The organism is Ideonella dechloratans (genome assembly GCF_021049305.1).
Taxonomy (GTDB): Bacteria; Pseudomonadota; Gammaproteobacteria; order Burkholderiales; family Burkholderiaceae_C; genus Ideonella; species Ideonella dechloratans.
On the sequence record NZ_CP088081.1, the window covers coordinates 3,631,021 to 3,652,491 of the forward strand.

The window sequence follows — 21,471 nt, forward strand, 5'->3', positions numbered from 1 at the left end:
GAGAAACGCGGGCGCAACCGTGGGTGAGCCCGGGGGTGCGATGATAGCGAGGCGAACTTTTGCGAAGCGCGCCGGTCTGTGAAAGACCCGGGGCCTCCGCCCCCAAGGAACCGGATTTGTCCAAGAACGCTTTCCCGGCGCGGCGTCTGATGCGCCCTGGCACCCTCGCCCTGGCCCTGGCCGCGGCACTGGCCACCGCCGAGGCCCCCGTCGCCCGGGCCCAGGTCAACCTGCCCGCGCTGGGCGATTCGGTGTCCGAGGACCTGGACATCAATGCCGAGAACCGGCTGGGCGAGCGGATCATGATGGAGATCCGCCAGGACCCGGACTACCTGGACGATCCGGTGCTGAGCGACTACATCCGCTCGATCTGGCAGCCGCTGGTGCAGGCCGCCCAGGATGCGGGTTACCTGGAGCCCGACCGCGCCCGGCTCTTCGCCTGGGAAACCTTCGAGGTGCGCGAGAAATCGATCAACGCCTTCGCCCTGCCCGGCGGCCATGTGGGCGTGCACCTGGGCCTGATCGCCATGACCGGCAGCAGCGACGAACTGGCCTCGGTGCTGGGCCACGAGCTCACCCACGTGGTGCAGCGGCACATTGCCCGCAGCATGGCGGCGCAGAAGCGCCAGAGCATGCTGTCCATGGCCGGCATGGTGCTGGGCCTGATCGCCGCGACCCACAGCCGCAACGTCGACGCGGCCAATGCGGTGGTGATGGGCAGCCAGGCCGCGGCCATCCAGAGCCAGCTGAACTTCTCGCGCGAGATGGAGCGCGAGGCCGACCACATCGGCCTGCAGCTGATGGAGCGGGCGGGCTTCGCCTCTTCGGGCATGGCGCAGATGTTCCAGAAGCTCGAAGCCAGTTCGCGCCTGAACGACAGCAACCAGTACCCCTACCTGCGCAGCCACCCGCTGACGATCGAGCGCATCAGCGACGCCCGCCTGCGCATGAACGACTCCCCCTCGCACCGCCCGCCCAGCGTGGCCGTGCACGCCCTGATGCAGGCGCGTGCGCGGGTGCTGATGGACACCGGCGAGATGTCGCTGCGGCGGCTGCAGCAGCAGGCGCAGCCGGGCTCCCCGGCCATCGACACCGCGCGCCTGGGCGCGCTCTACGCCGGCGCATTGGCCTCGATGAAGCTGCGCGAATTCGAACAGGCCCGCCGCATCGCCGACAACGCCCTGAGCCTGGCGCGCGAGCACTTCGCCGACGAGGCCGCGGCGGTGCGCGACCTGAACCTGCTGAACCTGGAGATCGAGGTGGCGATGAACCGCCCCGATCAGCCCCTGGCCACCGCGCTGGCCCCGCTGGCCAAGGACGACTCGCGCCCGGTGCTGCTGGCCCGGGCCGACGCAGCCCTGGCCTGGCAGCGCGCGGGAGATGCGGCGGCGCCGGCCGAGGTGCGTCGCGCCATGGAGGCCCTGCAGACCTGGGTGACCGAGCACAAGAACGACACCCTGGCCTGGCAGGCCCTGTCCCTGTGCGCCGAGGCCCAGGGCCTGCGGCTGCGCTCGCTGCGCGCGGCCGCCGAGGTGGCCGCCACCCAGGGCGACACCGCGGGTGCGGTGGACCGCTTCCGCACGGCCCAGCGCCTGGCCAAGCAGGACCCCAACGCCGACTACGTGGAAATGGCCATCATCCAATCGCGCCTGCGCGAGATGGAAGCCGAGAAGCGCCGCGAGCAGGACGAGGACAGGAACTGACGCGGCGCAGGCGGCGACTCAATCCTGCGGGAAGAGCCGCTCCATCGCGATGTCGATGACCAGGCCGCACAGGCTGTAGAGCAGCGAACCGACCAGGGCCGCGCCGAAGCCGGTGACGCCGAAGCCATCGAGCAGGCCGGCGGCCCAGTAGAACATCAGCGCATTGATCACGAAGAGGAACAGGCCCAGCGTGACCAGCGTGACCGGCAGGGTGAGCAGCACCAGCAGCGGCCGCACCAGCGTGTTGAACAGCCCCAGCACCAGCGCCGCGACCATCGCGCTGCCGAAACTGGCCACCATGACCCCGCTGTAGAGGTTGGCCACCAGACCCAGTGCCGCGGCCAGCAGCACCCAGCGAACGAGGAGTTTGATCAAGCTCGGCCTCCTTGGAAGGGATGCGGCGATTGTGCCGCGCAGGCCCGGCAGACCGCGAATGCGCCCCTCCTGCGTTGCTGGGCGGCAAAAAAACGCTGTTTCAGAGGGAGCGCGGGGGGTTTTACGAGGGAAAACGGCTTCTCAGCCCCCAGTGCAAGCATTACCATTGGCTCCGCTGCGGATATGCAGAGAAGCGAGAGTTCATGCAGCTGTCGCCCGCGCCCGGCACATCAACATTTCTTTGATGGAGAGATTCCAAATGGCAACTGCGAAGAAGGCGGCTCCGGCCAAGAAGGCGGCGCCGGCCAAGAAGGCTGCAGCCCCCGCGAAGAAGGCGGCCGCTCCGGCCAAGAAGGCTGCGGCTCCGGCTGCGAAGAAGGCTGCGCCCGCCAAGAAGGCGGCCGCCCCGGCCAAGAAGCGCACCCCCAACGCCGCCTTCATGAAGGAGATGACCCCCAGCCCGCTGCTGGCCGCCATCATCGGTGACAAGGCCCTGCCGCGCACCGAGGTGACCAAGAAGGTCTGGGAGTACATCAAGAAGCACGGTCTGCAGGACGCTGCCCAGAAGACCATGATCAACGCCGACGCCAAGCTGAAGGAAATCTTCAAGAAGGCCCAGGTCTCGATGTTCGAGATGACCAAGCTGATCAACAGCCACCTGAAGTGATGCTCGCGGGCCTGGTGCCCGTCAGCCCACTCGCGAAGCCGGCCTTGTGCCGGCTTTTTTCATGCCCCGCTCGGAGTGCGCAACCCCGGGCGCGGGGCTGGGCCGATCAGCGCTCGTCCAGCAAGGGCTTGAGGAAGCGCCCGGTGTGGCTGGCCGCACAGGCGGCGATGACCTCGGGCGGGCCCTCGGCCAGCAGCGTGCCGCCACCGGCGCCGCCCTCGGGGCCCATGTCCACCAGCCAGTCGGCGGTCTTGATGACGTCGAGGTTGTGCTCGATGACGACGATGGTGTTGCCCGCGTCACGCAGCTGGTTGAGCACCTTGAGCAGCAGCTGGATGTCCTGGAAGTGCAGGCCCGTCGTGGGCTCGTCCAGGATGTAGAGCGTGCGGCCGGTGTCGCGCTTGGAGAGCTCCTGCGCCAGCTTGACGCGCTGGGCCTCGCCGCCGGACAGCGTGGTGGCGCTCTGGCCCAGGGTGATGTAGCCCAGGCCCACGTCCAGCAGCGTCTGCAGCTTGCGGGCGATGGCGGGCACGGCGCTGAAGAAGGCGTGCGCGTCCTCCACCGTCAGGCCCAGCACCTCGGCGATGTTCTTGCCCTTGTAGAGGATCTCCAGCGTCTCGCGGTTGTAGCGCTTGCCCTGGCAGACGTCGCAGGGCACATAGACGTCGGGCAGGAAGTGCATCTCGACCTTGATGACGCCGTCGCCCTGGCAGGCCTCGCAGCGGCCGCCGCCGGAGCCCGCCGCGACGTTGAAGCTGAAGCGGCCCGCGCCATAGCCGCGCTCGCGCGCCGCGGGCACCTCGGCGAACAGCTCGCGGATGGGCGTGAACAGCCCGGTGTAGGTGGCCGGGTTGCTGCGCGGGGTGCGGCCGATGGGGCTCTGGTCCACGTTGATGACCTTGTCGAAGGCCTCCAGGCCCTCGATGGCGTCGTGCGCCTCGGGCTCGGCGTGGCTGTTGTAGAGCTTGCGCGCCACCGCGGCGTAGAGCGTGTCGTTGACCAGCGTGCTCTTGCCGGAACCGGACACGCCGGTCACACAGGTGAACAGGCCCACCGGGATCTGCACCGTCGCGCCCTTGAGGTTGTTGCCCCGCGCGTTGACCACGCGCAGCATGCGCGGCTGGCCCTGCTCGTCCAGCATGGGCTGGCGGCGCTCGGCCGGCACGGCGATGCGCAGCACCCGGCCCAGGTACTGGCCGGTCAGCGAGTTCGGATCGGCCGCGATCTGCGCCGGCGTGCCTTGCGACATCACCTGACCGCCGTGGGTGCCGGCGCCCGGGCCCATGTCCACGCACCAGTCGGCCGCGCGGATCATGTCCTCGTCGTGCTCGACCACCAGCACACTGTTGCCCAGGTCGCGCAGGTGCTTCAAGGTGCCGATCAGGCGCTCGTTGTCGCGCTGGTGCAGGCCGATGCTGGGCTCGTCCAGCACGTACATCACCCCCGTCAGGCCCGAGCCGATCTGGCTGGCCAGGCGGATGCGCTGGGCCTCGCCGCCGCTCAGGGTGTCGGCGCTGCGGTCCAGGCTCAGGTAGTTCAGGCCCACGTCGTTGAGGAACTTCAGGCGCGAGCGGATCTCGCGCACGACCTTGTCGGCGATCTCGGCCTTGGCCCCTTCGAGCGCCAGGCGCTCGAACCAGGCCAGGGCCTCGGCCAGGGTCATGTGCTCCACCTCGTAGATGGGCTGGCCGCGCTCGGCCACGGTGCCGGGCAGGAAGACGTTGCGGGCCTCGCGCCGCAGCCGGGCGCCGCCGCAGTGCTGGCAGGGCTTGGCGCTCTGGTAGCGGGCCAGGTCCTCGCGCACGGCGGCCGAATCGGTCTCGCGGAAGCGGCGCTCGAAGTTGGGGATCACGCCTTCGAAGGGGTGGCTGCGCTTGACGCTGCGCATCTTGCCGCCCCGGCCCTCGGCCTCGTAGGTGAACTCGATCTCCTCGTCGCCGGAACCGTAGAGCACCACCTGGCGGAAAGCCTCCGGCAGTTCCTCGAAAGGCAGCTCGATGTCCACGCCATAGTGCGTCGCCACGCTCTCCAGCAGCGAGAAGGTGTAGGCGTTGCGGCGGTCCCAGCCCTTGATGGCGCCCGAGCCCAGCGCCAAGCTGGGGAAGGCCACCACCCGCTCCGGGTCGAACAGGGTCTGCACGCCCAGGCCATCGCAGTGCGGGCAGGCGCCCACCGGCGAGTTGAAGGAGAACAGGCGCGGTTCCAGCTCGGGCAGCGAGTAGCTGCAGATGGGGCAGGCGAACTTGGCCGAGAACAGGTGCTCGGCCCCGCTGTCCATCTCGTAGCCGATGGCCCGGCCGTCGGCGATGCGCAGCGCGGCCTCGAAGCTCTCGGCCAGGCGCTGCTTCATGCCCTCGCCGGTCTTCAGGCGGTCGATCACCACGTCGATGTCGTGCTTCTCGGCCTTCTTCAGCGCGGGCAGGTTCAGGGCCTCGACGATCACGCCGTCCACCCGGAAACGCACATAGCCCTGGGCCTGCATGTCCTGGAACAGCTCGACGAACTCGCCCTTGCGGTCGCGCACCACCGGCGCCAGCACCATGAGCTTGGTGCCCTCGGGCAGGGCCAGCACCGCGTCCACCATCTGGCTGACGCTCTGGGCCTGCAGCGGCTGGCCGTGGTCCGGGCAGAAGGGCGTGCCGGCGCGGGCGTAGAGCAGGCGCAGGTAGTCGTGGATCTCGGTGACCGTGCCCACGGTGGAGCGCGGGTTGTGGCTGGTGGCCTTCTGCTCGATGGAGATCGCGGGCGACAGGCCCTCGATGACGTCCACGTCAGGCTTGTCCATCAGCTGCAGGAACTGGCGGGCGTAGGCCGACAGGCTCTCCACATAACGGCGCTGGCCCTCGGCATACAGGGTGTCGAAAGCCAGGCTGGACTTGCCCGAGCCCGACAGGCCGGTGATCACCACCAGCGCATGCTTGGGCAGATCCAGGTCGATGTTCTTGAGATTGTGGGTGCGGGCGCCGCGCACCGAGATCCGGGTGGCGGCAGCCACCGGGGAGACGGCGGTGGCCGGGGAATTCAGATTCGTGGAGACGGACGACATGGGCGGTCCTGCAGGCAACCCGTCATGATAACCAGGGGCGTGCCGCCCGGGCGAGCGCCCCGGACTGTGGCGGGCCTGCCGCAGGGACTGCACGGGTCACCGGGCCGGGATGTGTGTATTTGTTGCAAATCCAGGTTTCCCCGTGTCATCCTGTCTGGGACCTGTCGCGTTAGACAGGCTGACCGGACCCCGGAAGTGTCCTGAGAGGCCCGGCACACCACAACCCGCCCTGACCGACATGCAGAAATCCGCCCAACCGCCCAAGTCGCCCTCACGCAGCCAGCGCGACGGCTTTGAACCCCTGGCCGACAAGGCCCACAAGTCCGAACCCTTCTGGATGGCCGCGCTGGGCAGCCCCCGCAGCCACGCCCGCCTGCAGAAGGCCGATCAGAAGCGCTGATCCCCTCCTCCCGCGCATGAAAGCCCAGGCGCGCGGGGCATACTCGGGGCCATGAGCGCGCCCGAAGTCATCCCTCTCCAACCGGCGTTCTACAACCCCCAGGCCCGCTTGTGCGCGGAATGCCGGGTGCGCCGGTTCGCCCTGTTCGGCGCCCTGGACGAGGCGGCGCTGGAGCACATCCACGGCCAGATCGCCGAGATCCGGCTGGCGCCGGGCGAATCGCTCTACCGCATGCAGCAGGCCGGTCAGGCCGCCTACACGGTGCGCTCGGGCGTGGTGCGGCTGGAACGCACCAACGAGCGCGGCGAGCGCCGCATCCTGCGCCTGGCCGGGCGCAGCGACACCGTGGGCATGGAAGCCATGCTGGGCCAGAGCTATGCCGCCGACGCGGTGGCCTGCACCGAGGTGATGGTCTGCCGCCTGCCGCGCCACCTGCTGGACGAACTGACCCGCGACCAACCCGCCCTGCTGCGCGACATGATGAAGCGCTGGCAGCGCGCCCTGGACGACGCCGATGAGTGGCTGACCGAGCTGTGCACCGGTCCGGCCCGGCGCCGGGTGCTGCGCCTCTTGCTCAAGCTCAGCGAATTCGCCGAGCATGACGAGGAGCCCGTCTGGCTGCCGGCCCGCCAGGAAATGAGCGCCATGCTGGACATGACGGTGGAAACCGCCAGCCGGCTGATCTCCCAGCTCAAGCGCGAGGGCGTGCTGACCGCCCACGGCCAGCGCAGCGCCACCCTGCACATGGACGCCCTGCTGCAGACCCTGCGCGACGAGAACTTGGACGCCGGGGCCTGAGCCGACCTCAGCCCGCCCGCGCCCGCAGCACCGCCAGCCGGGCCAGCAGCTCGGCCGGGGCCTCGCGCTCGGTGCGGGCCGCGCCCATCAGCACCCAGCCGCGGTGGCCGTCCAGGGTCAGCAGTTCACCCTCGTCCACCGCCACCTCGCCCGCCGGGGTGTGGAAGTGCAGCTGGCGCCGCGCCGGGTCGATCTGCAGCGCGGCGCAGCCCACCAGGCAGACCTTGCCCAGCTGACGCGCCACCACCGCCGCGTGCGAGGTGCGCGCCCCACGTTCGGTCAGCAGGCCCACCGACTGCTCCAGCGCGGCGATGTCCGAAGTCTCCGCGTCCTGCCGCACCAGCAGCACCGGCGCGCCCTGGTCCGCCAGGCGGCGCACCGCGGCTTCATCCAGTGCCACTCGGCCCACCGCCACGCCGTGGGCGGCACTCATGGCCTCGGCCAGCGGGGCGCTGCCATCGCCGCCCACCACCCGCTCCACGCTCAGGGCGGACGGGTCCAGCCCGGCGGTGCGGCGGCGGGCCTCGGCGGCGTCAATCACGCCCTCGTCGCACAGGTCCAGCGCGATGCGGGCCTGGGCCTGCGGCGTGCGCTTGCCGTCACGGGTCTGCAGCAGCCAGAGCTGGCCGTTCTCGACGGTGAACTCGAAGTCCTGCATGTCGCCCAGCGCCCGCTCCACCTGGCGGGTGGCGGCCAGGAGCTGGTCCCACACCCTTGGCGCCACCGCCGCCAGCTGGGCATGGCCGTGGGCGCTGCGGCGGCCGGAGACCACGTCCTCGCCCTGGGCGTTGAAGAGAAAGTCCACCCAGGGCTGGGGCTCGCCGGTGCTGGGGTGGCGGGTGAAGCCCACGCCCGCGCCGGAGGTGCCGCCCGCATTGCCGAACACCATGCGCTGCACCGTCACCGCGGTGCCCAGGCTGTCGGGCAGCTCCTTGAGGCGGCGATAGTCCACCGCCTTGGGCGCCTGCCAGCTGGCCAGCACCGCGCCGATGGCGGCCTGCAGCTGGGCCTGCGGGTCCTGCGGGAAGGCCTGGCCGGCGGCACGCCGGACGCTGGCCAGGTGAGCGCGGGTGAGCGCCCTCAGCTCGGCGAAGTCCAGGTCGCGCTCGTCGCGCCCGCCGGTGGCGGCCTGCAGGTCGGCCTCGAAGACGGCCGCGGGCACCCCCATCACCGTCTCGCCGAAGCCGGCCACCAGGCGGCGGTAGGCGTCCCACACCAGGCGCGGGTTGCCGGTCAGGCGCAGCAGGCCGGGCACGGTGGCGTCGCACAGGCCGATGTTGAGCAGCGTCTCCATCATGCCGGGCATGGACACCGGCGCGCCCGAGCGCACCGACAGCAGCAGGGGCCGCCGGTCGTCGCCGAAGCGCACGCCGCTGGCCTGCTCCAGCGCGGCCAGGGCCGCCTGCCAGACGGCGGGCCCGGGCGGCTGCGGCGCCGCGCACCAGGCCGTGCCCAACACGAAGGCCGGCGGCACCGGCAGGCCCAGCGCCGCCATGCGGGCCAGGTTGTGGGCCTTGTTGCCCAGCTGCTCGGGGCCGGGCAGCGGGGTCTCGGCCGGAGGCTGGCCGCAGCCGATGAGCCAGGGGGTGTGGGGGTCGAAGTCGGGCATGGGGCGGAGAGAGGAGATCAGGCGTTGCCTGGGTCCAGACGCTGGAAGACGCGCTCGCGCAGGCCGTAGCCCAACGACAGCAGGGCGTCGCTGGCCAGCTCCAGCGCGGCGGCCAGCTCGTTGCCCAGGGTCAGGGCCACCGGGTCGGGGTCGCTGCGGGCGGCCTGGGCCAGGGCCCGGCGGGCGGTGCGCAGCAGCTCGTCGGCATGGCGCTCGGCCTGCAGCACCCGCCAGGAGGCGCCCAGGAATTCGTCGCGGTCGGCCGCGTCGCTGCGCTGGCCCAGGGTGGCGGCCACCGTCAGGGCCTTGAGGTGGTCCTGCACGGCCCCCAGCACGCAGTCGGCCAGGGCCTGCAGGGCGTCGCGCACGGCGGCCGGGGCGCTGCCGGCCTGCTCGGCCCGCAGGCCCAGCACGAAGCAGGCTTCCTCCAGCGCGTCGGCCACGTCGTCGCTCTGTTCCAGCAGGCGCAGCAGCGGTTGCCACTGCGGGTAGCGCTCGGCCTGGCTGCGCGCGCGCATCACCAGGTGGTCGGCCTGGCGTTCCCAGGTCTTGGCGCGGGCGGCCAGGTGGGCGGCGGCCGCGGCGTCGCGGTCGTGCCCATGCGCCAGGGCATCGCGCAGGCCCTGGGCCATGGCGTGGCACAGGCCGGCATGCTCGGCCAGGTCCTCGAAGCCGCCATGGCGCCCCTGCAGGCGCTGGGCCAGCAGAGTGCGCACCTGGTCGGCCACCAGGGCCGGCGGCTGGGCCTGTGCCCGGGCGCGGTCGGCCAGGGCCAGGGCCTCGACCAGGAAGGCCGCGGCGGCGTCTTCGCCCATCACCTCGTCCAGGCGGTCGCCCAGGCGGAAGGCACTGGGGCCCTGGGCGGCCATGGCGTTCCAGATCAGGCGCTCGCCGCCCAGCGTGAGCCAGGCCAGGTGCCCCACGCGCTGGCGGGCGGTGGCGTCCAGCACCGCCACCGCGGCGGCCTTGTCGACGAAGGGCAGCAGGCGCTTGCGGGCCCGGTTCCAGTCGATCAGGAAGACGATGCGCTCGCCGATGCCCTCGAGCATGAGCTGCAGGGCTGCCTCGTCGGCCGGCGCGAAGCGGGCGCTGCCCACGTGGTAGGCCTCGCCGGCGTTCAGGCCCGGGGTCTGGCGGCTCTGGGTCGGGCCCCACTGCGCGCCCACCTCGGCCAAGAGGCGCTGGAAGAAGGCGAAGCGCTGGCGGTGCAGGTCCGAGTAGGTCAGGCTGATGCTGGGCGCGGCGCCGCCGGTGTCCACCTGCAGCACGATGACATGGGCGTCGTTGGTGCCGATGTCGTTCTGGATCATCAGGCGCGCCCCCTCGCGGGTGGCCGCGGTGTCCAGGCCCGGGTGCTCGCCCTTGAGCGCGCGGGTGCGTGCCAGGCCGCGCATGAAGGCCTCGACGCGGGGGCGGTCGCTGCCATCGGCGGCCAGGTCCCAGGCATGGGCGCCGGCCACGTTGTCGCTGGCCAGGCGGGCGGCCAGGCGGTTGAGGGCCTTGTGCAGGTCCATCACCAGGCGGTGCAGGCTGTCGCCGGCCTCGGGCTGGCCGCTGGTCAGGTCGCGCAGCAGGGCCTCGTCCAGCAGGGAAGCCCCCTCCGCCAGGGCCTGGAGCCGGGCCTGCCAGTCGCCCACCCGCTCGGCCAGGGCCGGGTCGGCATCGGCCTGGGCCAGCAGCGGGCGGGCCATCTGACCCAGGTCCTCGCGCAGTTGCGCCGCCAGCCGGGGCAGCTCGGGCAAACGCACCGCCTCGCCCTCCAGCGCGGCGGTGGCCGGCAGGTCGTGCAGCCACTCGGCCTGCTCGCGCACGCCGATGCCGGCCGCGGCGATCTCGCGGGCCAGGTCCAGCAGGGCCTGGTGGGGGGCGTGGGCATGGGCGGCCGCGGCCTGCAGCACGCTGAGGTAGAGCTTGAGGCGGTCGTTGGCGCACAGCGCCGCCCGCAGGCGGGCCGGCTGCAGCAGCGAGGACCAGCCCGGCGCGGAGGCGCCCAGCTGGTTGACGGCTTCATCCTTGTTCATCGCGGACTCCCGGATTCGGTCGGGCGCAGTCTTGGCGGCCGCCGTGACGTGGCGGTGACAGGGCCCCTGCCGGCGGGACAGAGCACCTTTCGCTTGATGTGAATCAATCAAGCCCCTGTTGCCGGCGAAGCTGAGCACTTCTTTCACAAAGCCATTGCCGCAGTGCAGCAAACTACCACCCATCGTTGCCTGATCTGCCGCAAGGAGTGCCCGCCATGAGCGATTCAGAGCCGCCCATCCACCGCCCGCTGGAAGGCCTGCGCGGTCTGGTGCTGGGCGTGGCCAACGAGCACAGCATCGCCTGGGGCTGCGCCCGGGTGCTGGCCGAGCGCGGTGCCCGGGTGGTGCTGACCTGCCTGAACGAGAAGGCCGTGCCCTATGTGGCCCCGCTGGCCGAGCGCATCGGCGCGCCACTGCTGCGCTGCAATGTGGAGGAGCCGGGCGAGCTGCAGGCCGCGGTGAACGCGGCGGCCGAACACCTGGGGGGCCTGGACTTCGGCGTCCACTCGATCGCCTGGGCGCCCAAGGACGACCTGCACGGCCGGGTGGTGGACAGCACGGCCGAGGGCTTCAACCAGGCGGTGCGGGTGTCCTGCCATTCCTTTGCCGAGATGGCGCGGCTGATGGAGCCGCACCTGGGCGACGGCGGCGCGCTGGTGACCATGAGCTATATCGGCGCCGACGAGGCGGTGCCGCACTACGGCCTGATGGGGCCGGTGAAGGCCGCACTGGAGTCCCTGGTGCGCTACATGGCGGTGGAGCTGGGGCCCAAGAATGTGCGGGTGCATGCCGTCTCGCCCGGGCCGGTGCCCACCCGGGCGGCCTCGGGCCTGCTGGCCTTCGACGAGCTGATGACCCGCAGCGCCCAGACCGCACCGCTGCGCCGCCTGGTGACACTCGACGAGATCGGCCGCTGCGTGGCCTTTCTGGTGGGGCCGGACGCCAGCGGCATGACCGGTCAGACCCTGTATGTGGATGCCGGCGACCATGCGGTACGCTGAGGCCGGCGCCGTTCCCCGTTCCTTCCCCTCTTCTGCACGGATGTGTCCATGAGCGAGAGCCTGCACGACAGCGACCTGATCGAGAACGTGACCTACGACGAGCTGCAGGTCGGCCAGAGTGCCACGCTGCGGCGCACCCTGACCAACGCCGACATCCAGGCCTTCGCCCTGGTCTCGGGCGATGTGAACCCGGCCCATGTGGACCCGGCCTATGCCGAGGGCACCCGCTTTCACGGGGTGATCGTGCACGGCATGTTCGCCGGTGCGCTGATCTCCACCGTGCTGGGCACCGAGTTCCCCGGCCCGGGCACCATCTACATGTCGCAGACGCTGAAGTTCGAGCGCCCGGTGCGGGTGGGCGACACGCTGACGGTGACGCTGACCGTGCGCAGCAAGGACGACGCCCACCACAACGTCGTGCTGGACTGCGTGGTGAACAACCAGGCCGGCGAGGAGGTGGTGTCCGGCGAGGCCCTGGTGAAGGCGCCCAAGGACAAGGTGGTGCGCCCGCGTGCGGCCCTGCCGACGCTGCATCTGTTCGACCCCGAGGCCCGGCTGCAGGCCTGGATCGCCAGCCTGGCCGGCGGCGCGCCGGTGCGCTGCGCGGTGGTGCACCCCTGCGACGACGGCTCGCTGCGCGGCGCGCTGGAGGCGGCCCAGCACGGCCTGATCGTGCCGGTGCTGGTGGGCCCGCGCGCGCGCATCGAAGCGGTGGCGGCGGCCGGCGGCCTCTCGCTGGACGGCGTGGAACTGCGCGACACCGCCCACAGCCACGACAGCGCGGCCCAGGCCGTGGCCCTGGCCGCCGACGGCCAGGTGGCCATGCTGATGAAAGGCAGCCTGCACACCGATGAGCTGATGGAGGCGGTGCTGGCCGAGCGCCGGCTGCGCACCGAGCGCCGCATGTCGCACGTCTTCCGCTTCGAGGTGCCGGCCTATCCCAAGCCCCTGCTGGTGACCGATGCGGCGCTGAACATCACGCCGGACCTGAGCGCCAAGGCCGACATCGTGCGCAACGCGGTGGACCTGGCCCGCGCGCTGGGCGTGGCCCAGCCCAAGGTGGCCATCCTGTCGGCGGTCGAGACGGTGACCCCGCGCATTCCCTCCACCGTCGAGGCCGCGGCCCTGTGCAAGATGGCCGACCGCGGCCAGATCGCCGGCGCCGTGCTGGACGGCCCGCTGGCCTTCGACAACGCCATCTCGGCCGAGGCGGCGCGCATCAAGGGCATCAGCTCGCCGGTGGCCGGCCAGGCCGACATCCTGATGGTGCCCGACCTGGAGGCCGGCAACATGCTGGCCAAGCAGCTCGAGTACCTGGCCGGCGCCGCCAGCTGCGGCGTGGTGCTGGGCGCGCGCGTGCCCATCGCGCTGACCAGCCGGGCCGACACCGCGGCCTCGCGCATGGCCTCGGCGGCGCTGGCCATGCTGGCCGCCCGGGGACCCCAGGCATGAACGCCGCCGACGCCCTGGCCCTGCCACCCGGCCTGAACCGGGTGCTGCGCGGGCACGCGGCGGTGCTCTCGGTCAACGCCGGCTCGTCCTCGCTGAAGTTCGGCGTCTATGCCGAGCACGGCCCGGCCGTCTGGTCGGGCGAGTTCCAGGGCCTGGAGCCCGGTGGCCAGCCCCGGCTGTGCGTGGGCGGGCACGATGCCCTTCCGCTGCCCCCGCGCGACAGCCTGGGCCGCTTCGAGCTGGCCCTGACCCTGCTGGTCGAGACCCTGGGCCGGGCCGGCATCCGCCTCAAGGGCGTGGCCCACCGCATCGTCCATGGCGGCCAACGCTTCGTCGAGCCCTGCCTGCTGGACGAGCCCACGCTCGCCGCGCTGGCCGAACTCAACCCGCTGGCCCCGCTGCACCAGCCGCACAACCTGGCCGGCGTGCGCTCGCTGCAGAAGGCCCTGCCGGACCTGCCCCAGGTGGGCTGCTTCGACACCGCCTTCCACGCCGGCATGCCGGCGGTGGAACACCGCCTGCCGATCGACCGCAGCCTGTGGGACCAGGGCGTGCAGCGCTACGGCTTCCACGGCCTGTCCTACCAGTTCGTCATGCGCGAGCTGCAGCGCCGCACGCCGCGCGCTGCGGGCCGCGTGCTGATGGCCCACCTGGGCAACGGCGCCAGCCTGTGCGCGGCCCTGAACGGCGCCTCGGTGGCCACCACCATGGGCTTCTCGGCGCTGGACGGGCTGATGATGGGCACCCGCAGCGGCAGCGTGGACCCCGGCGTGCTGCTGCACCTGTGGCGGCAGGGCCAGACGGTGGACGAGGTCGAAACCCTGCTCTACAAGCGCTCGGGCCTGAAAGGCGTCTCGGGCCTGTCGGCCGACATGCGCACCCTGCGCGCCAGCGAGGCGCCCGCCGCCCGCGAGGCCATCGAGCTCTTCACCTACCGTCTGCTGCGCGAGGCCGGCGCCCTGCTGGCCGTGCTGGGCGGGGTGGACGTGATCGCCTTCACCGGCGGCATCGGCGAGCACGACGCCCAGCTGCGCGAGGACCTGCTGACCCGCCTGACCTGGCTGGGCACCCGGCCCGATGCCGCGGCCAACCACGATGCCCGCGGCGACCGCGTCGCCCCCATCCACGCCGCCGGCAGCCCGGTGGAGGTGTGGGTGGTGCCCACCGACGAGGGCCGCGTGGCGGCCCGCGCCACCTTTGCCCTGCTGCGCCAGCAGGGCCTGGCCTGAAGGAGTCCCGCACCATGGCCACCGCCTCACCGCTGCCCGTCAACCTGGCCCTGCAGGGCGGCGGCGCCCACGGCGCCTTCACCTGGGGCGTGCTGGACGCCCTGCTGGAGGACGGCCGCATCCGGCCGGTGGCCATCAGCGGCACCAGCGCCGGCGCGATGAACGCGGTGGCCCTGGCCCAGGGCCTGCTGGACGATGGGGCCGAAGGCGCCCGTGCCAGCCTGCGGCGCTTCTGGACCGCCGTGGCCGACAGCGTGCCGGCCCTGGTGGGCATGCTGCCCATGCAGAACCCGAGCACCGGCGCCGTGCCCTGGCTGACCCTGGCCCTGGACTGGACCCGCCACCTGGGCCCGGCCAACTTCAACCCGCTGGACATCAACCCGCTGCGCGAGGTGGTGCAGGCGCAGTTCAATTTCGAGCGCCTGCGGTGCGAGGCGCCGGTGCACCTGCTGGTGGCCACCACCGAAGCCGACAGCGGCCGCACCCGCCTGTTCACCGAAGAGGAGCTGAGCTGCGAGGTGCTGCTGGCCTCGGCCTGCCTACCCACGCTGTTCCACCCCGTGCGGATCGACGGCGTGGCCTACTGGGATGGCGGCTACAGCGCCAACCCGGCGGTGCTGCCCCTGGTGTCGCAGGGCCGCGCGCGCGACACCCTGCTGGTGCTGCTCAACCCGCTGCAGTACGCCCAGACCCCGCACACCGGAGCCGAGATCCAGGCCCGGCTCAGCGCCATGGGCGTGCAGGCCGGCTTCCTGCGCGAGATGCAGCTGCTGGCCCAGGCCCAGCAGCGGGCCCGGCACCGCTGGTGGCCGGCCGACCGGCTGGACCGGCTGCTGGCGCGCAGCCGCTTTCACCTGCTCGATGGCGGCGCCCTGCTGGGCGAGCTGTCCACCGAGAGCAAGATGATGGTGCAGCGCGACTTCCTGCTGACCCTGTTCGAGCAGGGTCGCGCCCTGGCCACCCAGTGGCTGGCCCGGCACGGCCCCCAGCTGGGCCAGGCCGCCACGGTCGACCTCTCCCGTGTCTTCACCGCCTGCGGTGCGGCCCTGCCCCTGCCGGCCCTGCCCGCCCCCGGGCACCCCGCCTGAATGCCCCCATGAAGGTCCCCATGAAAGACAACGTCACCCCCGCGATCTCCGCCGAGGAGCACGCCCGCCGCACCGCCACCCAGTTCGACAGCCGGCTGCACGCGGCCCTGGCCAAGGCCAGCAGCGGGCTGTCGCCCATCTCGCTGGCCCTGGCCGGCATGGACTGGGCCCTGCATCTGGCCAGCCAGCCCGCCCAGGTCGCCCGCCTGGCCACCGCGGCCCAGCAGAGCGCGCTGCACTGGTGGGCCGACACCCTGCACAACCGGCCCGAGGACGACAACGACCCGCGCTTCCTGCATCCGGGCTGGAAGCACTGGCCCTGGGCCCCGGTGGTGCACGCCTACCACGAGGCCGAGGCCTGGTGGGACGATGCCACCCGGCTGCGCGGCATGGAGCCGCACCACCAGGAGATGGCGCGCTTCTACGCCCGCCAGTGGCTGGACATGCTCTCGCCCAGCAACACCGGGCTCTGGGGCAACCCGGAGGTGCGCGAGCGCACCCGCGAGACCCTGGGCAGCAACCTGGTCAACGGCTGGATCAATGCGCTGGACAACTGGCGCCAGCAGCACGGCCTGGCCCCGGTGCGTCCCAGCGAACACGAGTACCGGCCCGGGCGCGACGTGGCCATCACCCCCGGCCGGGTGGTGCACCGCAACCACCTGACGGAGCTGCTGCAGTTCTCGCCCACCACGGCGTCGGTGCAGCGCGAGCCGGTCTTCATCGTCCCCTCGTGGATCATGAAGTACTACATCCTGGACCTTTCGCCCCAGAACTCCTTCGTCAAGTGGCTGACCGACCAGGGCCACACGGTGTTCATCCTGAGCTGGCGCAACCCGGACGAAACCGACGCGCTGCTGGACATGGCCGACTACCTGCACGAGGGGGTGTTCGACAACCTGGCCGCGATCAAGGCCCTGGTGCCCGACGCCGAGGCGGTGCATGCCTGCGGCTACTGCCTGGGCGGCACCCTGCTGTCCATCGCGGCGGCCGCGCTCTCGCGCCCGGGCCAGATCGAACAGGCCCACCTGTTGCCGGCCCTGAAGACGGTGACGCTGCTGGCCGCCGAGACCGACTTCACCGAACCCGGCGAGATGGGCGTGCTGATCGACGAGTCGCAGGTCTCGCTGCTGGAAGACATGATGGCCGAGCGCGGCTTCCTCAGCGGGCCGCAGATGGGCGGCGCCTTCCAGTACCTGCACTCGCGCGAGCTGGTGTGGTCGCAGGCCCTGCGCGAGCTGTGGCTGGGCGAGAACGAGCATCCCAACGACCTGATGGCCTGGAACAGCGACACCACCCGCATGCCGGCGGTGATGCACAGCGAGTACCTGCGGCGCTGCTACCTGCGCAACGAACTGGCCGAAGGCCGCTTTCCGGTGGAGGGCCGGGCCGTCTCGCTGGCCGACATCCGGGTGCCGATGTTCGTCGTGGGCACCGAGAAGGACCACGTCTCGCCCTGGAAGTCGGTCTACAAGATCCACCGCCTGGCCGACACCGAGATCACCTTCGTGCTGACCAGCGGCGGCCACAACGCCGGCATCGTCAGCGAACCCGGTCACCCCAACCGCCACTACGCCATGCTGACCCGCCCCGCCGACGGTCCCTGGCTGACCTGCGGCGACTGGCAGGCCCAGGCCATGCCGCAGGACGGCTCCTGGTGGACGGCCTGGCACCAATGGCTGATCGGCCACGGCAGCGGCACGGTGCCGGGTCGTCTGCCGCTGGAGGATGAAGCCCTGGGCCCGGCACCGGGCCACTACGTGCACCAGCATTACCTGGACTGAGCCCGCGCCGTCTCTGCCCATGGCCCAGGCCCCGGCCCGTCCCCGCGGCGGCTTTGCCCACTTCCTGCACCGCCAGCACGGCAGCCACCGCTTCCGCCGCCTGGCCTGGTGGGGCCATGCGGTGGGCGGGGCATCGCACCGCCATGCGGCGGCCCAGGTGGGCGGCGCCCTGCGGGCGGCCACCCGGCTCTCGCCCGAGGCGGCCCTGGCGCACTGGCACAGCAGCACGGAGGGCCTGAGCGAAGCCCAGGCCCAGCGGGTGCGCCGCCACGCGGGCCCCAACCAGGTCGGCACCGAGAAGCCGCTGCCCTGGCCGCTGCACCTCTGGCAGGCCTACCGCAGCCCCTTCAGCCTGCTGCTCACCGCCCTGGCCGGCGTGTCCTGGCTGACGCAGGACCTGCGCTCGGCCACCGTCATCCTGGCCATGGTGGCCCTGGCCACCGGCATGCGCTTCGTGCAGGAGCGGCGCAGCAACCGGGCCGCCGACGCGCTCAAGGCCCTGGTGAGCAGCCAGGCCAGCGTGCTGCGGCCCGGCCAGGCGCCCCGCGAGGAGCCGATGGCCCGGCTGGTGCCCGGCGACGTGGTGGCGCTGTCGGCCGGCGACATGGTGCCGGCCGATGCGCGGGTGCTGAGCGCCAAGGACCTGTTCGTCAACCAGGCGGCCATGACCGGCGAGAGCCTGCCGGTGGAAAAGCATGCCCGGGCGCTGGCGGCCGTCGCCGACCCGCTGGCGGCGGACAACCTGGTCTTCATGGGCACCAACGTGGTCTCCGGCTCGGCCACGGTGCTGGTGGTGGCCACCGGGCCGCACACCTTCTTCGGCGCCCTGGCCGGCCACGCCGCCAGCACCGAACGCCCGCCGACCCAGTTCGAGGCCGGCATCAACCAGGTCAGCCGCCTGCTGCTGCGCTGGATGGCGGTGATGGTGCCCGCAGTGCTGCTGTTCAACGGCTGGGGCCACGGCCACTGGCTGGAGGCCTTCCTGTTCGCGTTGTCGGTGGCCGTCGGGCTCACGCCCGAGATGCTGCCGATGATCGTCACCAGCACCCTGGCCAAGGGCGCGGTGGCCATGGCCCGGCGGCAGGTGATCGTCAAGCGGCTGGACGCCATCCAGAACCTGGGCGCGATGGACGTGCTGTGCACCGACAAGACGGGCACGCTGACGCAGGACCACATCGCGCTGTCGCATGCCACCGATGCCTGGGGCCGGCCCGACGAGGGCGCGCTGCGCTGGGCCTGGCTCAACAGCCAGCACCAGACCGGGCTGAAGAACCCGATGGACCGCGCGCTGCTGGCCCGCGGCGACCTGGCCGGCCCCTGTGCCGGCTGGACCAAGCTCGACGAGGTGCCCTTCGATTTCCAGCGCCGGCGCATGTCGGTGGTGCTGCAGCCGCCCGGTGGCGGCGCGGCGCGGCTGGTCTGCAAGGGCGCGGTGGAGGAGGTGCTGGCCTGCTGCACCCAGGTGAGCGAGACGGGCCAGGTGCAGCCGCTCACGCCCGAGCGCCTGCAGGCCATCCGCGCTGCGGCCGCCCAGCTCAGTGCCGAGGGCCTGCGCGTGGTGGCGGTGGCCTGGCGGGAGATGCCGGCCCAGGCCGCCTGGCATGTGGCTGACGAGGCGGCCCTGACGCTGGCGGGCTTCGTCGCCTTCCTGGACCCGCCCAAGGACAGCACCGCCCCCGCCCTGCAGGCCCTGGCCGGGCACGGCGTCACGGTCAAGGTGCTGACGGGCGACGGCGACGCGGTCACGCGCCAGGTCTGCCAGCAGGTCGGCCTGCCAGTGAGCGGCGTGCTGCTGGGCCCCCAGGTGGCGGCCCTGGACGACGCGGCCCTGCAGACCGCGGTGCGCGAGGTCAATGTCTTCGCCAAGCTGGCCCCGCAGGACAAGGAACGCATCGTCCGTGCCTTGCGGGCCCAGGGCCATGTGGTGGGCTTCATGGGCGACGGCATCAACGACGCGCCGGCCCTGCACGCCGCCGACGTCGGCATCTCGGTCGACACCGGGGTCGACATCGCCAAGGAAGTGGCCGACATCATCCTGCTGGAAAAGAGCCTGCTGGTGCTGGACGCCGGCGTGACCGAAGGCCGCAAGACCTTCGCCAACATGCTCAAGTACATCAAGATGGCCGCCAGCAGCAACTTCGGCAACGTGCTGTCGGTGCTGGTGGCCAGCCTGCTGCTGCCCTTCCTGCCCATGCTGCCCATGCACCTGCTGGTGCAGAACCTGCTGTACGACTTCAGCCAGGCGGCCGTGCCCTTCGACCGGGTGGACGACGATCTGCTGACCCAACCGCAGCGCTGGAACCCGGACGACCTCGGCCGCTTCATGCTGACCTTCGGGCCGATCAGCTCGATCTTCGATCTGGCCACCTTCGCCCTGATGTGGTGGGGCTACGGCGCCCAGAGCCCGGCGCAGCAGACGCTGTTCCAGAGCGGCTGGTTCGTCGAAAGCCTGCTGACCCAGACCCTGGTGGTGCACCTGATCCGCAGCCCGCGCCTGCCCTTCGTCGGCAGCCGGGCCGCGCCGGCCCTGCTGGCCACCACCGGCGCCCTGGCCGCCCTGGCCCTGTGGCTGCCCCAGGGGCCGCTGGCCTCCTGGCTGAAGCTGCAGGCCCTGCCCGCCAGCTACTTCACGCTGCTGCCGCTGCTGCTGCTGGGCTACATGGCCTGCGTGCAGTGGGCCAAACGCGCCTGGGTGCGCCGCCACGGCTGGCAGTGAGCCGGCCATCGCCCGCACATCCTCAGGGCTGAGGTTGCCGCAGCGGCGCATCGCCCCAAGACTGTCCTTCAAACAGAGGACGGCAGACCGAGGGAGAAACAAGGACATGGACCTGATCCAGGCCCTGTGCCGAGGCCCGCAGCAATGGCGGGGCCTGGGACGCAACCACGAGGACGAGGAGTTCACCGGACGGCTGGAGCTGCAGCCCCTGGTGGAGGAGCGCGGCGTGCTGCTGCGCTACCGGGCGCTGCGGCTGCCGGACGGTCGCCTGGTGCACGAGGAGGCCACGCTGCTGGCCCGTGACGCCGAGGGGCAGCTGTGCCTGTGGCCGGTGATGAGCGAGCTGCCCGACATCTGGTGCCACCGCATCGTGCTGCCCGCGGGGAGGCATGACGCGGCCCCGGACACGCAGGGCCGCTGGGAGGTCTGCTTCACCACCGGGCCGAGCGAGGAAGCCGCACACTTTCGCGAACAGATCCGGCTGGTGCTGGACCCGGCGGGCGAGCTGCACTACGCCCACGCCTGGGGCCTGCCCGGCGGGGTGTTCGCCGAGCGCTCGGCGTGTGCGATGCGGGCCTTGCCCGCATCGCGCTGAGCGAAGGCCCTCACACCACGCGCAGCACCACCAGGGTCTGGTTGAGCAGCTGGTAGCCGATCTCGCCGAAGGTGACCGGCCCCTGCACGCCGCCGATGGCCTTGCCTTCCAGCTCGCCGAACAGGAAGTTCAGGATGCAGTTGCAGGACATCACCGCACCATCCAGCTGGCGCCCGGCCAGGGCCGCGCGGAAGGCGGCCGCGTAGTCGTCCACCGGCTTGGCGACGTGGTAGTCCACCCCCGGGAACACCGGGGCGTAGAGGCTCACGCTGTCCTCGCCCACGGTCTGCAGCGACACGTTGATGTGCGCGCCGGCGAAATCGCCCACCAGCGGCAGGCGTCCATGGGCCAGGCCACGGCTGCGGATGTAGTCGGCCAGGCGCACGGTCTCGCCGTTGACCAGGCAGGTCTGGACCCGGTCCCCGACCTCGCCGAAGCGGAGCACGTCGCCGCCGTCGGGCTCGAAGAGGTTGACGATCTCGACCAGGGCCAGCCGGCCTTCGGACAGGGCCAGATGGGCCACCACCGCGCGGTCCTCGTACTTCTGACCGGTGCTGCCGTCATAGACCTTGGGCGTGACACGGCCCAGCTCGCTGAGGTGCACCCCGGCGATCCAGCCCACGGTGGGCTTGACGAAAGCTTCCTCGTAGCCGGCGGCCTCGGCCGCGAAGCGGCGCAGCGTGGGGCTGGCCGCCGGGATGATGGTCAGCGACACGCCGTTGTCCGGCGCCTCGCCGCTGATGCGGGCCAGCTCGTCCGGGCCGTAGCTGCCCATGCGCACCTGGCCCAGGCCGGACAGGTCGGTGACGAAGAGGCGTTCGTCCTGCACCACCACGCCGCCCTCCTCGACCATGAAGTAGGGAATGGTGCCGCCGATCCACTGCCCCTGGGGCAGGCGGTCCAGCACGGCTTCGGGGCCCGCCACGCTCAGGGGCAGACCGCGGCGGATCATCTCGCTGGCGGCCTCGATGGACATCAGTTGGTTCATGG

The 21,471-nt window shown here is 71.8% G+C and carries 16 protein-coding genes; 11 read left to right on the top strand and 5 right to left on the bottom strand.

Annotated features, from left to right (window positions below; genetic code table 11):
* Nucleotides 1–116 precede the first annotated feature (116 nt).
* Nucleotides 117–1,703, top strand: coding sequence for a M48 family metalloprotease (locus LRM40_RS16915; protein ID WP_231067613.1), 1,587 nt, complete (start codon nt 117–119; stop codon nt 1,701–1,703).
* A gap of 18 nt (nt 1,704–1,721) precedes the next feature.
* Here the strand turns inward: LRM40_RS16915 and LRM40_RS16920 are convergent, their stop codons facing one another.
* Nucleotides 1,722–2,075 (bottom strand): phage holin family protein, encoded by a 354-nt coding sequence (locus LRM40_RS16920; RefSeq protein ID WP_151124806.1) that lies wholly within the window; start codon nt 2,073–2,075, stop codon nt 1,722–1,724.
* Nucleotides 2,076–2,337: 262 nt separating this feature from the next.
* Here LRM40_RS16920 and LRM40_RS16925 point away from each other — a divergent pair, with 262 nt between their 5' ends.
* Nucleotides 2,338–2,745, top strand: a complete 408-nt coding sequence (locus tag LRM40_RS16925; RefSeq protein WP_022982988.1) for an SWIB/MDM2 domain-containing protein — start codon at nt 2,338–2,340, stop codon at nt 2,743–2,745.
* Between the two features lie 106 nt (nt 2,746–2,851).
* On the opposite strand, the gene uvrA is transcribed toward LRM40_RS16925, so the two are convergent.
* Nucleotides 2,852–5,791, bottom strand: a complete 2,940-nt coding sequence (gene uvrA / locus LRM40_RS16930; protein ID WP_151124773.1) for an excinuclease ABC subunit UvrA — start codon at nt 5,789–5,791, stop codon at nt 2,852–2,854.
* Nucleotides 5,792–6,029: 238 nt separating this feature from the next.
* Between uvrA and LRM40_RS16935 the strand changes: the two genes are divergently transcribed.
* Together LRM40_RS16935 and LRM40_RS16940 are read left to right on the top strand one after the other, a co-directional pair.
* A complete protein-coding gene (locus LRM40_RS16935) occupies nt 6,030–6,191 on the top strand; it encodes a hypothetical protein (RefSeq protein ID WP_170288908.1) in 162 nt (53 codons plus the stop codon).
* Between the two features lie 51 nt (nt 6,192–6,242).
* Nucleotides 6,243–6,989, top strand: a complete 747-nt coding sequence (locus tag LRM40_RS16940) for a Crp/Fnr family transcriptional regulator (protein WP_151124774.1) — start codon at nt 6,243–6,245, stop codon at nt 6,987–6,989.
* 7 nt (nt 6,990–6,996) lie between these two features.
* Here the strand turns inward: LRM40_RS16940 and LRM40_RS16945 are convergent, their stop codons facing one another.
* Nucleotides 6,997–8,598 (bottom strand): PEP/pyruvate-binding domain-containing protein, encoded by a 1,602-nt coding sequence (locus tag LRM40_RS16945; RefSeq protein WP_151124775.1) that lies wholly within the window; start codon nt 8,596–8,598, stop codon nt 6,997–6,999.
* A 17-nt stretch (nt 8,599–8,615) separates the two neighbouring features.
* Nucleotides 8,616–10,619 (bottom strand): phosphate transport regulator, encoded by a 2,004-nt coding sequence (locus LRM40_RS16950; protein WP_151124776.1) that lies wholly within the window; start codon nt 10,617–10,619, stop codon nt 8,616–8,618.
* A gap of 215 nt (nt 10,620–10,834) precedes the next feature.
* Here LRM40_RS16950 and fabI point away from each other — a divergent pair, with 215 nt between their 5' ends.
* The 7 genes from fabI (at nt 10,835) to LRM40_RS16985 (ending at nt 20,481) form a co-directional block, all read left to right on the top strand.
* Nucleotides 10,835–11,620 (top strand): enoyl-ACP reductase FabI, encoded by a 786-nt coding sequence (gene fabI / locus LRM40_RS16955; protein WP_151124777.1) that lies wholly within the window; start codon nt 10,835–10,837, stop codon nt 11,618–11,620.
* A gap of 48 nt (nt 11,621–11,668) precedes the next feature.
* Nucleotides 11,669–13,072 (top strand): bifunctional enoyl-CoA hydratase/phosphate acetyltransferase, encoded by a 1,404-nt coding sequence (locus LRM40_RS16960; RefSeq protein WP_151124778.1) that lies wholly within the window; start codon nt 11,669–11,671, stop codon nt 13,070–13,072.
* Complete coding sequence (locus LRM40_RS16965; protein ID WP_151124779.1) at nt 13,069–14,301, top strand: acetate/propionate family kinase; 1,233 nt, start codon at nt 13,069–13,071, stop codon at nt 14,299–14,301. Before LRM40_RS16960 ends, LRM40_RS16965 begins: the two co-directional genes overlap by 4 nt.
* Nucleotides 14,302–14,315: 14 nt before the next feature.
* On the top strand, nt 14,316–15,389 hold the full coding sequence (locus LRM40_RS16970) for a patatin-like phospholipase family protein (RefSeq protein ID WP_151124780.1): 1,074 nt from the start codon (nt 14,316–14,318) through the stop codon (nt 15,387–15,389).
* 20 nt (nt 15,390–15,409) lie between these two features.
* Nucleotides 15,410–17,170, top strand: a complete 1,761-nt coding sequence (locus LRM40_RS16975) for a PHA/PHB synthase family protein (RefSeq protein ID WP_231067614.1) — start codon at nt 15,410–15,412, stop codon at nt 17,168–17,170.
* 19 nt (nt 17,171–17,189) lie between these two features.
* On the top strand, nt 17,190–19,886 hold the full coding sequence (gene mgtA / locus LRM40_RS16980; protein ID WP_151124782.1) for a magnesium-translocating P-type ATPase: 2,697 nt from the start codon (nt 17,190–17,192) through the stop codon (nt 19,884–19,886).
* Between the two features lie 106 nt (nt 19,887–19,992).
* Nucleotides 19,993–20,481 carry a hypothetical protein gene (locus LRM40_RS16985; protein ID WP_151124783.1) on the top strand — a complete coding sequence of 163 codons (489 nt, stop codon included), beginning with the start codon at nt 19,993–19,995 and terminating at the stop codon, nt 20,479–20,481.
* Between the two features lie 10 nt (nt 20,482–20,491).
* Here the strand turns inward: LRM40_RS16985 and LRM40_RS16990 are convergent, their stop codons facing one another.
* Nucleotides 20,492–21,469: a DUF6976 family protein gene (locus tag LRM40_RS16990; protein ID WP_151124784.1), complete on the bottom strand. Its 978-nt coding sequence runs from the start codon at nt 21,467–21,469 to the stop codon at nt 20,492–20,494.
* Nucleotides 21,470–21,471 lie beyond the last annotated feature (2 nt).